The sequence below is a fragment of the Dyella sp. AD56 genome, from assembly GCF_002878475.1.
Taxonomy (GTDB): Bacteria; Pseudomonadota; Gammaproteobacteria; order Xanthomonadales; family Rhodanobacteraceae; genus Dyella.
The window spans coordinates 229,199-242,140 of the sequence record NZ_NRDP01000005.1 but is presented as its reverse complement, the minus strand read 5'-3'; the positions used below and the strand labels follow the sequence as shown (position 1 = coordinate 242,140).

The following is a 12,942-nucleotide window of genomic DNA, read 5'->3' as shown; positions in this document are numbered from 1 at the left end:
ACAGGTGCCCTAACGCAAGCAATGACCACGGATCGACACGAGCCGCCGCATCGTCAGGGATGGTGGCGGCTCTACTTCGGGGCGGGGGCGGTCGCGTACATCGCGCGCAGCGCGCACTCGTAGTCATGTATGGGCATCAGGCCCATGCGTGCGCGCCGTTCATCCAGATGCGCCGGGTCTTCCACCGGTGATAGATGCATGTCGCTGGGCTTCGCGGCGTCACCAACGAACTGGGAACCATAGAGCTGCGGCTTGCCATGGTTAGTACGCACGCGATCGACCAGCATGGCGTAATCCGAGGGGCGGATGGTGCCGTCGTGCGCGCGAGGTTCGAGCAGGCCAAGCACGTGCGACTGAAACGTCGGATCGCTATCTGCATGCTGCACGAGCAGCCAAGCATTGGTGACGCCCTGTATGCCGACTTGCTCCGGCGTGGGGAAACCCGAGCGAGCGATCACGCTCTTGAGCCAAGCGAGGTTGGTCGCATCGACCTGCTGCACGGCCTTCGCTTCCTTGCTGCCCAAGTCCATGCCAACGGCTATCAATGCATCACGTGCCTGCTGGTCCCGGTCGGCATGCTGCTGCAATGCAGTACGCAACGCGGGCTCGGAGAACGTTCGACTGCTGTCGCGACTCTTGGCCTGCTGTACAGCATTAGCCTTTATCCAGGCCGCCGCTGCCGGGCAGGAAGCCGCTACTCGCGCCGGCACATCGCCCTCCTCAGCCCGCGCCATACCGCAATAAACCGCTGCAAGCAGCACCGGCACGATCCATGGCCTCATCCCCGCGCTCCCTGCGTTTGATCTTGCGGTGATGCTACCTCGGCAAATTTTCGTCAGTCAAAAGCAAGTCTCCCAGTACTTTTGTCACGGTCATCCGTCGGCCTTCCTACGCATACTCGGGCTTACATCGATCCAAAGCCCTGGGGAGTTCCATGCGTCGCCTTTTGACCTTGCTGATGGCCGGCAGCCTTGTGCTGTCGCCGTGTTCCATGACCCTGGCCAAGGATGCGCCGCCCGACAAGAAGGCCACTGCCAGCAAGGACGAGGACATCCGGGCCCCCAGTACCGAGACGGCGGTGCGCACCAAGCACAGCGTGAGCGTCAACGGCCGATCGGTGTCGTACACCGCCACGGCAGGCACGGTGATCATCCGCGACGACAAGGGTGAGCCACAGGCCGGCGTGTTCTACGTGGCCTATACGGTGGACACCGGCAAGCCGGAGAAGCGCCCGGTCACCTTCCTCTACAACGGTGGCCCCGGCTCGTCGTCGATGTGGCTGCATATGGGTTCGTTTGGCCCGGTGCGTATCGCTACCGCCAGCCCTGCGGCCACTGCGCCCGCGCCGTACAAGCTGGTACCGAACAGCGACAGCCTGCTCGACAAGACCGACCTGGTCTTTATCGATGCGGTGGGCACGGGTTATTCGCGTCCACTCGGTAAAAACGAAGGCAAGGATTTTTGGGGCGTGGATCAGGATGTGTCGGCGTTCTCGCGCGCCATCCAACGCTACGTGACCATCAATAATCGCTGGAATTCGCCGAAGTTCCTCTACGGTGAAAGCTATGGCACCACGCGCTCCGGCGCGCTGGCTGATGCACTGCAGGACAAGGGCATGTCGCTCAACGGCGTGATCATCATGTCGTCCATCCTCAACTACGGCGTGCGCAACCCCGGCTACGACGAGATGTATATCGGCTACGTGCCAAGCTACGCCGCCGCCGCGTGGTATCACAACAAGCTGGCGAACAAGCCGGCAGACCTGAAGACCTATCTCGACCAGGTCCGCGCTTTCGCGCGCGGCCCATATGCCACGGCGCTCGCCAAGGGGCAGGACGTACCGCCCGCCGAAGCGGACGCGGTGGCACGCCAGCTTGCGGCGTTTACCGGCCTTTCCGCCGAGTACATCAAGGAAGCGAACTTGCGCGTGGACCCTTCGCGCTTCCGCAAAGAGCTGTTGCGCAATGAGCGTCGCACCATTGGCCGCTACGACGCGCGATTCGAAGGTGTGGACGAGGATTCCGCCGGCGAAACGCCGGACTACGATGCGTCCGACACCGGCATCAGCGGTGCCTTTGTCACTGCGTTCCATGATTACGTGAGCAACCAGCTCAATTACCACAGTGACCTCGAATACCGCCCGACCTTCGGCGACATCGGCAAAGCGTGGGATTGGAAGCATCAGGCCGCGGGCATCAAGCGTCCGCTGCAGACCACCTACGTCGCGGGTGACCTCGCGCACGCCATGCGCACCAACCCGAACCTGCAACTGCTGTCGATCAACGGCTATTACGATTTCGCTACGCCGTTCTTCATCACTGAGTACGACATCTCGCACATGAATCTGGAGCGGTCGCTCCGCAACAACGTGCATTTCCTGTACTACCCGTCGGGCCACATGATTTACCTCAACACCGAAGCGCTGCAGCAGCTCAAGGGCGACCTGGCACGCTACTACGACGCCACCACCCACTCCTGATCCCCACCGGAGACGACTGACATGCGCCAGCTTTCATTTGCTTCGCTCGCCCTCGCCACGATTCTTGCGCTGGGTACTTTGCCGCTGCACGCCGCCGATACACCGAAGGACGCGTCCAAGTCCGAGCAGGGTGACAAGGACAAAGACAAGAACGCCGACGACAATAGCCAACCCGCACCACCCGAAACGACGTCAGTGACGAAGCACAGCGTGCGCGTGGGCAACCGCAGCATCAGCTACACCGCCACCGCCGGCCGCCTCACCATTCGTGACGACAAGGGCAAGCCGACGGTGAGCTTCTTCTACGTCGCTTACACGGCCGACGGCGGCAAGAACAGCAAACGTCCGGTGACGTTCTTCTACAACGGCGGTCCGGGTTCGTCGTCGATGTGGCTGCACATGGGCTCGTTTGGCCCGGTGCGCGTGGCCAACGATGGCGACAAGCCGATTCCGCCTGCGCCCTATCACTGGGTGCCGAACGACCAGAGTCTGCTGGACAAGAGCGACCTGGTCTTCATTGATGCACCGGGCACCGGCTACTCGCGCCTGGTCGGCAAGACCGACGGCAAGGACGTGTGGGGCGTGGATCAGGACGCCGATGCGTTCACTAAGTTCATCAGCCGCTACGTGAGCGTGAACAACCGCTGGAATTCGCCCAAGTTCCTGTTCGGCGAAAGCTACGGCACCACGCGCTCCGCCGTGCTGGTGAAGTCGCTGCAGGACGCCGGCATGGAGTTCAACGGCGTCATCCTGATGTCGTCGATCCTCGACTTTTCCGTCGCCGCGCCGGGCATCGATCACGGCTACATCGTGAATCTGCCGACCGAAGCGGCGATTGCTTGGTACCACAACAAGGTGCCGAATAAGCCCGCCGACATCAAAACCTTCCTCGACGAGGTGCGCCACTTCGCCTCGGGCGATTACACCCTGGCGCTCGCCAAGGGCGATGCCATCGACCCGGCCGAGGTCGACCGCGTCGCCAACCAGATGAGCCGCTATCTGGGTATCTCGCCGCAGTACATCAAGGAAGCGAACCTTCGCGTCAGCCCGAGCCGGTTCCGCAAGGAACTGTTGCGCGACCAGCGACTGACAGTAGGACGTCTGGACGGCCGTTTCCAAGGCATCGATCCCGATGCTGCTGGCGAAACTCCCGATGGCGATACCGCCAGCGACGCCATCACCGGCGCCTACGTGGCGGCGTTCAACCAGTACGCCGCGACCGAACTGAAGTTCACCGACGACCGCCCGTACCTGCCCAACAACTACGCCGCCATTGGCAAAAACTGGGATTGGAAGCGTAAGAAGAACGGCGGCTGGCTACAGGCCACCTACGTGGGCGACGACCTGGGCGATGCCATGCGCCGCAACCCGCACCTGAAGGTCTTCTCGGCAAACGGTTACTATGATCTGGCTACGCCGTTCTATGCGACCGAATTCGACCTCACCCACCTTGGGCTGGAGCCGGCGGAACGCAAGAACGTCTTCTACGGCTTCTATCCGTCGGGTCACATGATCTATCTCGACCAGACGTCGCTGCAGGAGACCAAGGCGGACCTGTCCCGTTTTTATGATGATGCAGCACCGTGACCAAGCTCCCTCCCCCGCACTCCCCCGATACCGTTGAAGAACAACAACCCGTAGATCCCACCCGACGCCGCCTGCTGGGCGGCCTCGCGCTGGGTGGCGCGGCACTTGCGTTAGGCGGCACCGAGGCCATGGCCGCCAGCAAAGCGGCAGGACCCTCGCCCGTGGCGCCCGCCGCGATCGACGAAGCGTTGCGCAAGCAGATTCAGAAAGTGGTGGTGATCTATCTAGAGAACCGCAGCTTCAACAACCTGTTTGCCAACTTCCCCGGCGTGGAGAAGCCACTCAGCGCGCTCACGCCCGAGGAATATCAGCAGCACGACCGCGACGGCTCGCTACTCACCAACCTGCCGCCGATCTGGCATGGCCTGGCCCCACACCAGCAGACCGTGAACCACCGCACCTACCAGGTGATGCAGGACGACATCACCGGCCTGCCGAACGCGCCGTGGGCCTTGCGTACCGGCAGCGGCGAGCCTTTGCCGCATGGTGTGGTGACACGCGATCTGGTACACGCGTTCTACGAGAACCAGCGGCAGATCAATGGCGGCAAGAACGACGGCTTCGTTGCGTGGGGCGACACCGGCGCGATGGTGATGGGCCACTACGACGACAGCGCCGCCAACCTGCGCCTATGGCAGCTCGCCCGCCAGTACACGCTGTGCGACAACTGGTTTATGGGCGCGTTTGGCGGTTCGTTTCTCAACCATCAGTATCTGGTCGCCGCGCAACCACCGTTCTATCCGGATGCAGACAAGAGCCCGGCGCAGTTCAACATTGCTGTGACCGAAAGCGGTAAGCCGGACGATCCGCGCTTGAAGCTGTCCGGCGAATCGCCGGCCAGCGCCATGCAGGGCAGACCGAAGTTTGCGTCGCGCAGCCAGCTCACGCCCGACTTCTGGGCGGTGAATACCATGATGCCGCCGTATCAGCCGTCCAGCACGCAATCGGGCAAGGACGAGGATCTCGCCTCCGAAGACAGCCCCAACACGCTGCCACCGCAGGTACACAAGAACATCGGTGACATGCTGTCCGCCAAGGAGGTGGACTGGGCGTGGTATGCGGGTGCGTGGCAGCTCGCGCTGGACGGCAAGGGTGACGGTGACGAACACCAATTCCCGCAACGCCCCAATTTCCAGATCCACCACCAGCCACTGAACTACTTCAAGAGCTTTGCGCCCGGCAGCACCGCGCGCGCAAAGCACCTGCGCGATGCCGGCGTGGGTGAAACGGCGAAGACCAATCATTTCCTCGCCGACATCGAGGCCAACCGCCTGCCCGCCGTGAGCTTCTACAAGCCGGAGGGCGACCTGAACATGCACGCCGGCTATTCGGACGTGGATGCGGGCGACCGCCATGTGATGACGATCGTTCATGCATTGCAGAATTCGGCGGCGTGGAAGCACACGCTGGTCGTCATCACCGTCGACGAGAACGGCGGCTGGTGGGACCACGTGGCACCGCCCAAGGGCGATCGCTGGGGGCCGGGTTCGCGCATTCCCGCCCTGATCGTGTCGCCGCTCGCGAAGAAGGGCCACGTGGACCACACCATCTACGATACCGGCTCCATCGCGCGCTTTCTCACGCGCCGCTTCGGGCTGGAGAAGCTGCCCGGCCTGACCATGCGCGAGCAGGCCATGGTGGCCGCCGGTGGCCCGCCGCCGGGCGACCTGACCAACGCGCTGGAACTGGGCGCCTAAAGCCCTGCTCCGTTCTGCAGGAGCGCACCTGTGCGCTCCTGCAGAACGGCAAGGCTCTGCCCGAACGAACTGCTCACATCCCCGGTGACATACTCCGCCCGCCTTTTCAGGGAGAGACATTCACCATGCGTCACATCGTTCTCATCATCGCCGCACTCGCCGCCTTTGCCGTTACCGCCAGCCACGCGCAGACGGGCCTGGGCGCTATCGCTAACCAAGCCCAGAATTCGATGAAGAACTTCGACATCGCCGACAAGAACAAGGACGGGCTGTTGACGAAGGAAGAAGCCGAGAAGGGCCCGGTGCCCTTTATCCGCGCGCATTTCGACGCCATCGACAAGAACCACCGCGGCGTGGTGTCCAAGCAGGACGTGGTCGATTACGTGCAGTCGCTGCAGCATCCGCAGGCAGCGCCGGCGACGGCGGGTTCGACGCACTAAGCTGGGGATAGGCATCGCTGCCCCCTCAGGACAGCTACCCCTCCACCGTCATCCCGGCGTAGGCCGGGATGACAGCAAAACCCGGGATGACCATCCACACCCGCGGCCACCCACCCGCCAATGGCATACTCGGCATTCCTGCTTTTGGAGTGACCCCGATGCGCCCGTCCCACCTCCTCGCCTTCGGCGCGCTTGCGCTGCCGCTGAGCGCCTTCGCTGCCGACCCGCATTCCTATGCCCAGCCCGACCAGGTCCGCGTGACGCACCTGGATCTGGACCTGAAGGTCGACTTTCCGCACAAGCAGTTGGACGGTCAGGCCACGCTGAAGCTGGATTGGAAGGACGCGAAGGCGAAGTCGCTGGTGTTGGACACGCGCGACCTGAAGATCGCCAGCATCGAAGGCATCGATGCCGCGGGCAAAGCAAGCGCGCTGAAGTACGCGCTGGCGCCGAATGACAAGGAGCTGGGCAGCAAGCTGACCATCGCCACCCCGCAGCATCCCGCGCAGGTACGCATCGTCTACACGACTGTGCCGACGGCTTCCGGCCTGCAGTGGTTGACGCCGGAGCAGACAGCGGACAAAAAGCTGCCCTTCATGTTCTCGCAATCCGAATCCATCCATGCGCGTTCGTGGGTGCCGCTGCAGGATTCGCCGGCCGTTCGTTTCACTTATAACGCCCACGTCACCGCACCGAAGGACGTGCGCGTGGTGATGAGCGCACTGAACGATGCCAACCATCCGCTGGATGGTGACTTCAGCTTCAGCCAGCCGCATCCGATTCCCTCGTACCTGCTCGCCATCGCGGCGGGTGACATCGCGGCGAAGGAAACCGGCCCGCGTTCGGCCGTCTATGCCGAGCCGAGCATCGTCGGCAAGGCGGCGAAGGAATTCGAGGACACCGAGAAGCTGATCAAGACCGCAGAGTCGCTGTATGGCCCATATACCTGGGGCCGCTACGACTTGCTGGTGCTGCCGCCGTCGTTCCCGTTCGGCGGCATGGAAAACCCGAACATGACCTTCGCTACGCCGACGCTACTGGTGGGCGACAAGAGTCTGGTGTCGGTGATTTCGCATGAGCTGGCGCACTCGTGGTCCGGCAACCTGGTCACCAGCGCCGCGTGGCGTGACATCTGGCTCAACGAAGGTTTCACCACCTACGTGCAGGGCCGTATCACCGAGGCCGTCTACGGCAAGACGCTCGCCGATGAAGAAGCGCTGATTTCCGCGCGCGGCCTTGAGAAGAACATCAAGGACATCCCGGAGAACGCGCAGCGCCTTGCGCCCAAGCCCGGCATTGGCGCAGACGATTCGATTTCCGAAGTGCCGTACGACAAGGGCAGCTGGTTCCTGCGTACGCTGGAACAGCGCTTCGGCCGCGAGACCTTCGATGCGTACCTGAAAGGCTATTTCGCGCACTTCGCTTTCCAGAGCATCACCACGGAGCAGATGCTCGATTACCTGAAGGCCAATCTGTTCGACAAGAATCCCGGCAAGATGAGCTGGGATGAAGTGAAGCAGTGGGTGTACGAGCCGGGCATTCCCAAGGATGCGCCGCTGCCGGACTCGCCGCGCTTCAACGCCATCGACAAGGAGCGCGCTTCGTTCCTCGCCGGTTCGCTCGCCGCAGACAAGCTGGATGCGAAGAGCTGGAACACGCAGGAATGGATGTACTTCCTCGACGGCCTGCCGGACGTGACGCCGCTCGACAAGATCAAGCAGATCGACACCGCATGGCACCTCACCGGCACACCCAACGCCGAGATCGGCATGCGCTGGTACAGCCACGCCATCGCCGCGGGTGATAAGGACGTATGGCCGGCCGCCGCTGAGCACATGACACGCATCGGTCGCCTGTACCTGACCATGCCGTTGTACCGCGCCTTTGTGAAGACGCCGGAAGGCCTCGCCTATGCGCAGCAGGTGTATGACAAAGCCAAGAGCGGCTATCACCCGCTGACGCAGCAAGCGGTCGAGACGCTGATCGAAAAGACCAAGAAGAACGGCAGCAAGTAAAACGGATCCCCGCCCTTCCCGTCGCGCTGCGACGGAAAGGGTACGGAGGACATGACCAGATCGTTTCCAACACCGACAGGAAGACGGCATGGCACACGGAAGGTTCGCATGGCTTTGGCCGATCGCACTGGGCCTTTCGTTACCGGCTCTCGCCGGTGCGCCGAAGGCAAGTGGTGATTTGGCCCAGGATTCGTTCGATACCGGCTTGCATGACGCACTGATTGCCTTGGACAAGGTGTCGCCAAGTCCATTGGATGCAGCATCCGCCGCCAAGCTCAAAGCACTGATTCACGACGATACGTGGCCAAGTGTGGCCCGTATCGGCCGTGACGGCGTTGATGCAGCGGGCCGACTGGCGGAACGTGCCGGCATCGATCCCGCCCTCCAGGAAACCATGGAACACGCCATGCGGTCCCACATCGGCATCGACGTCGATGCCGATGGTTACGCAGCGCTGTGCGACCGCATCGACGTATCGCACGGTCAGCCACAGGAGTACGGCACGCTGCTGGCTCTGAAGGATGGGAAGGTCGTCACGTCGCCCTTCGTGACCACCGCCAGCGCCACGGAGTCACGCGACTCGATCGGCCTATCCTTCATGGACGCCCGCCTTGCCGAGGTGCAGACGGCCTTGAAAGCCGGTCAATCCCTCGACGACATCAACCGTGCGCCGCCGCTCTCCATGGCACCGCAGTGGCCCAGCGAGCCCGCGCTTCGACAAGAACTGCGCGACATGTTCAAAGCGGACCAGGCGGTTCGCCGCAGCTTCGTGGAAAGCGGTATGAAACAGGATTCGCCGCAGCAGAAAGCGGTGATCGATATTGACGCCAAACATATCGAGCGCGTCCGAACGATCCTTGACCAGTACGGCTTCCCCAGCCCCGCCATGGTCGGGCGCAACGGATCGGCTTACATGCTGTTGCTGGCCGACCATATCGAGAATGACGACGTCCTGATGGGGCGCGTACTGGAACTATCCCGTCCTCTGGTGGACAAAAGTCAGCTATCCCACGCCCTTTACGCTACGGTGGTCGACCGGCACCTTGTTTTACAGCATAAACCCCAAATCTACGGCACCCAGGCCACCCTGACGAACGGCCACAGCGTACCGTTGCCCATGGTGGACCCCACCCATCTGGAGGCGCGTCGCGCCGCGATGGGCATGGAGCCCGAAGCCGACTACTTGAAAGAGAACGACGAGGCCTACCAGGCCGACTCGACACAGAGCAAACACTGACCATGGCAACCAAGACTCCGACCACCACCTCCTCTCGTCCGCTGTGGCAGCGCCTTGCCCTACGCCGACTCAAGTTCCTTGGCTTCGTCGCCATCGTGCTGGCTGTTGTGCTGGGCGGCTCCTACCTGTTCGCGCCGCAATGGCTGATGAGCGCCGACATCAAGCGCCAGGCCATGGCCGCGCACGTGGACAAGCACTCCGTGCAAGTGGGCGACACAACCTGGTCGTACTACGAAGGCGGCGAGGGCCCCACGCTGCTGTTGCTGCACGGTTTCGCCGCCAGCAAGGAAGTGTGGTTGAAGCAGATGGAACAGCTCACGCCCCACTTCCACGTGATCGCACCGGATCTGCCGGGCTGGGGTGAATCCACCCGCGTCGATGGCGCCAGCTACAACGTCGACTCGCAGGTCGCCCGCTTGCAGGGCTTTGTCGACACGCTGCACCTGCCCAAGTTCGTGCTTATCGGCCATTCCATGGGTGGCGCGATCGCCGGCGTCTACGCTGCCGAACATCCGGAGCACGTCGCCGAGCTCGCACTCATCGACTCGTTCGGCCTGAAGGCCAACGAGAACGAGTTCTCGCGCGAAGCCATGGCCGGCAAGAACGTGTTCATCTTCGACAACCGCGAGCAGTTCGCCAAGGCCACCGCCTGGGCCTTCGTCAAGCCGTTGAGCATTCCTGGCCGCTTTCAGGACGTGTTGATCGAACGTAACAAGAAAGACCGCAGCTTCCTCGACCACACGTTCAACGAACTGCGCGATCCCTCGCAGTACCTGTCGCTGCAAAACCGTCTGGATCAGCTCCAGATGCCGGTGCTCGGCCTGTGGTGCCATGATGACAAGATCATCGACATCTCCGCATTGGATAGCCTGCGCAACGGCCTGAAGAACGCCAGCGCCATCAGCACCAGCATGCTCACGGGCTGCAACCACATGCCCAACGTCGAGAAGCCTGACGAGACCGCGCGCATCATCACGCAGTTCGCGCTGTCGCACTGATGAAGAACGCAGTCGCCGAGTGATCGACATGCGCGCCGCCGCATAAGCGGTGGCACGCAGCCTTATCGGGCACCCGCCCTCTTCAGTCCGCAAACCCGAGATTCACCGGCGCATCCGGCAAGGTGTGTGCCGCATCGTCAGTAACCGGCACGTCCTTACCTACAACCTCGAATTTCAGCCCGTCGGCCCAGACCTGGCCCTTGTTCTGCAACAGTGCGCCAAAGGCGATGTCGCGCGCGTCGTTCGGCACGTCCAGCACGATGTCGTACCGTTGCCAATCGTGATCACCCTGCGGAGCGCGAAGCTCCATGTTGTCGAAGGCGGCGCTCTTGCGGTCCGCACCGTCGACGCGCATCCACAGCTGCCCCTTGCCTGCGCCCTTGGTGCGTAGATAACCGGAAAGGCGTACGCGCTTGCCGTGGTAGGCAGTGGCATCGATGGTCTGCATCACGCTGCCGAAGCCCGTGTTTTCTTCCTTGGCTCGCAGATAGACGCTGGTGCTGCCCGATACCCGCGCGCCCTTCTCCGTACCGATGTCGTAATCGCTGGCCGCTGAGCCGGTGACAAACCAGCCTTTGGGGACCGCCGCATGCGCGGCGCTCGCCAGCAGGCCACTTAGTAGCAGCATATAGGTGAAGCTTTTCTTCATGGCGCGTTCCTTGTGTCAGGCGTGGAGTTCACTGGGGTTGTACTCATCAGAAAGCGATCCAGATCGCTGGGCGGCGGCATAACGTCCATGCGCAGCAACTCGGCACGGGTGCGTCCGGCGTCCAGCCCTGCATTCGCAGTGAGGGGGAGATTTGCGGCGTGCGGGGGGCCGCTTGCTACGACCCAGATCAGCAGTAGCGCCGCTGCAGCCAACGGCCACACGGCACGATGACCGATCCGGCGCATCGTGGCGACGCGGTCGGCGGCGCGCAGAATGCGTGCGTCCACAAGCGGTGGTGGCGCCTCCCGGGCTGTGCACCGATAGATCGACAGCAATTCGTCCATGCCATCGTTGCTCATCGCCAAGGCTCCAACGCATCACGCAACTTTTGCTGCGCATAGCGCAGACGGCTTTTCACCGTCTCTCGCGTGGTGCCGGTGGCCGTAGCGATGTCCTCCAAACTGAGTTCCCCTTCCGCTTTCATCAGGAAGGCCTCGCGTTGCGGAAGCGGCAACGCCTGAACGGCTTCGATCAGTGCGTGCCCCAAGGCGTCGTTGTGCAACAGGCGATCCGGTGCATGTAGAGGTGATGCGGCGTGCTGCTCGAGCACCTCCTCGTCACCACATGCATCGATCGCGTCCGGCGCATGCCGGCCAAGTACGCGCCAGCGATCCGCAGCACGCCGATGCGCAATACCAAACAGCCACGCCGCGAACGATGCCTGCGGCTCGTAGCGATCCTTGCCGTGTACGACAGCCATCCAGACGTCCTGGAAGATCTCCTCTGCCTCGCTGGCCCTACCAGCCAGCCGCAACGCGTAGCGGTGCAGCTTGTCGCGATAGCGCGCATAGAGAGTACGGAAAGCCTGGGCATCGCCTTGGCGATAGCGGCGCATGCACTCGCCGTCGCTCCATGGCGATGCATCCGTGGCGGGGCCGTCCTGCGATTGCGCCCATTGCTCCTGCAAGTGGGCCAGCGCATGCGCGCAAGCCTGCGTCCAGTCCTGGGACAGTACGATGGTGGCCGACATGGCGTCCTTTCCGTTGGCGATACTTCCATAATCGCCGGGAATGCCGAAATGGGGTTAACGCAGAGCCTCAGATCGCACGCATCATCACGTGGTTTGCGCTCACGCGCCGATGGCCCTTGAGCCATTCGGCCGCCAGAAGCACTGCTACAGCACGCCGGGAATCAGCGCCTTGGTCCGCTGCATGTATTGCTCGTAAGCGGCGCCGAAGTTGTCGCGCATCCAGCGCTCTTCCAGTCGAAGCTTGAACCAGAACGACACGCCGACGATGGCCACGCAGATGGGCCCGCGCCATTCACCGATGGCCATCCCGGTACCGAAGAAGGCTAGCAACAGCCCTGTGTAAATCGGATGGCGAACGAAGCGATAGGGGCCACGCTGAATTAACTCGTGGTCCTGCTTCACCTGCACCACCGAACTCCAGTTGCGTCCCAGTACGTAGCGCGCCCAGCAGGCAAAGGCCACGCCAGCCCATGCGAGCAATGCGCCGAGCAATGCGGTACCGAGCCACGCGGGATACATGCGCTCACCCAACCACGTTCCATGGAACCAGCGGTCAGGTCCAATCAACCACACGGCGACGGCTAACGGCAACCAGTATTTGAGGATGCGAGGCAGCACGCGCTCACCGCGCTGGGCGCTCTTCACGCGCCGCCATCCCCACAGCCAGTAGAGCCCGAACACCACCCAGGCTGCCTTGATGATTCCTTCGATGGGCAACTCCATGGCCATTTCCCCGTGAACGGATGGCCAAAGACTCAGGCGTAAGCAGGGCGACGGCAAGTGACAGCCGTCACACAGTCCATCTGCACC

Annotated in this window: 12 protein-coding genes; 7 read left to right on the top strand and 5 right to left on the bottom strand. The window is 62.7% G+C overall.

All coding sequences use genetic code 11. From position 1 onward, the window contains the following. Positions 1 to 71: 71 nt before the first annotated feature. Positions 72 to 782: a DUF6624 domain-containing protein gene (locus DyAD56_RS05590; protein WP_102301749.1), complete on the bottom strand. Its 711-nt coding sequence runs from the start codon at positions 780 to 782 to the stop codon at positions 72 to 74. 152 nt (positions 783 to 934) lie between these two features. Between DyAD56_RS05590 and DyAD56_RS05585 the strand changes: the two genes are divergently transcribed. From DyAD56_RS05585 to DyAD56_RS05555, 7 genes are all read left to right on the top strand, one after another. Further along, a complete protein-coding gene (locus tag DyAD56_RS05585; protein WP_102301748.1) occupies positions 935 to 2,479 on the top strand; it encodes a peptidase S10 in 1,545 nt (514 codons plus the stop codon). 21 nt (positions 2,480 to 2,500) lie between these two features. Then, complete coding sequence (locus DyAD56_RS05580) at positions 2,501 to 4,066, top strand: peptidase S10 (protein WP_102301747.1); 1,566 nt, start codon at positions 2,501 to 2,503, stop codon at positions 4,064 to 4,066. After that, a complete protein-coding gene (gene acpA / locus DyAD56_RS05575) occupies positions 4,063 to 5,763 on the top strand; it encodes an acid phosphatase (RefSeq protein WP_102301746.1) in 1,701 nt (566 codons plus the stop codon). The genes DyAD56_RS05580 and acpA overlap by 4 nt, the downstream gene beginning before the upstream one ends. Positions 5,764 to 5,888: 125 nt before the next feature. Further along, positions 5,889 to 6,203, top strand: a complete 315-nt coding sequence (locus tag DyAD56_RS05570) for an EF-hand domain-containing protein (protein WP_102301745.1) — start codon at positions 5,889 to 5,891, stop codon at positions 6,201 to 6,203. A 158-nt stretch (positions 6,204 to 6,361) separates the two neighbouring features. Beyond that, positions 6,362 to 8,218 (top strand): M1 family metallopeptidase, encoded by a 1,857-nt coding sequence (locus DyAD56_RS05565; RefSeq protein ID WP_102301744.1) that lies wholly within the window; start codon positions 6,362 to 6,364, stop codon positions 8,216 to 8,218. A gap of 88 nt (positions 8,219 to 8,306) precedes the next feature. After that, entirely contained in the window at positions 8,307 to 9,455 is a 1,149-nt protein-coding gene (locus DyAD56_RS05560) for a DUF6624 domain-containing protein (RefSeq protein WP_102301743.1), read from the top strand. Between the two features lie 2 nt (positions 9,456 to 9,457). Beyond that, the gene (locus DyAD56_RS05555; RefSeq protein WP_102301742.1) at positions 9,458 to 10,453 is read left to right on the top strand and encodes an alpha/beta fold hydrolase; all 996 of its coding nucleotides are present in this window, start codon (positions 9,458 to 9,460) and stop codon (positions 10,451 to 10,453) included. Positions 10,454 to 10,535: 82 nt separating this feature from the next. On the opposite strand, the gene DyAD56_RS05550 is transcribed toward DyAD56_RS05555, so the two are convergent. The 4 genes from DyAD56_RS05550 to DyAD56_RS05535 all read right to left on the bottom strand — a co-directional run bounded on the left by DyAD56_RS05550 (position 10,536) and on the right by DyAD56_RS05535 (position 12,855). Further along, positions 10,536 to 11,102: a hypothetical protein gene (locus tag DyAD56_RS05550; RefSeq protein WP_102301741.1), complete on the bottom strand. Its 567-nt coding sequence runs from the start codon at positions 11,100 to 11,102 to the stop codon at positions 10,536 to 10,538. After that, positions 11,099 to 11,461 carry a hypothetical protein gene (locus DyAD56_RS05545; RefSeq protein WP_102301740.1) on the bottom strand — a complete coding sequence of 121 codons (363 nt, stop codon included), beginning with the start codon at positions 11,459 to 11,461 and terminating at the stop codon, positions 11,099 to 11,101. Before DyAD56_RS05545 ends, DyAD56_RS05550 begins: the two co-directional genes overlap by 4 nt. After that, on the bottom strand, positions 11,458 to 12,132 hold the full coding sequence (locus DyAD56_RS05540; RefSeq protein WP_102301739.1) for a sigma-70 family RNA polymerase sigma factor: 675 nt from the start codon (positions 12,130 to 12,132) through the stop codon (positions 11,458 to 11,460). Before DyAD56_RS05540 ends, DyAD56_RS05545 begins: the two co-directional genes overlap by 4 nt. A 144-nt stretch (positions 12,133 to 12,276) precedes the next feature. Continuing rightward, positions 12,277 to 12,855, bottom strand: coding sequence for an isoprenylcysteine carboxylmethyltransferase family protein (locus DyAD56_RS05535; RefSeq protein ID WP_102301738.1), 579 nt, complete (start codon positions 12,853 to 12,855; stop codon positions 12,277 to 12,279). Positions 12,856 to 12,942: the final 87 nt, after the last annotated feature.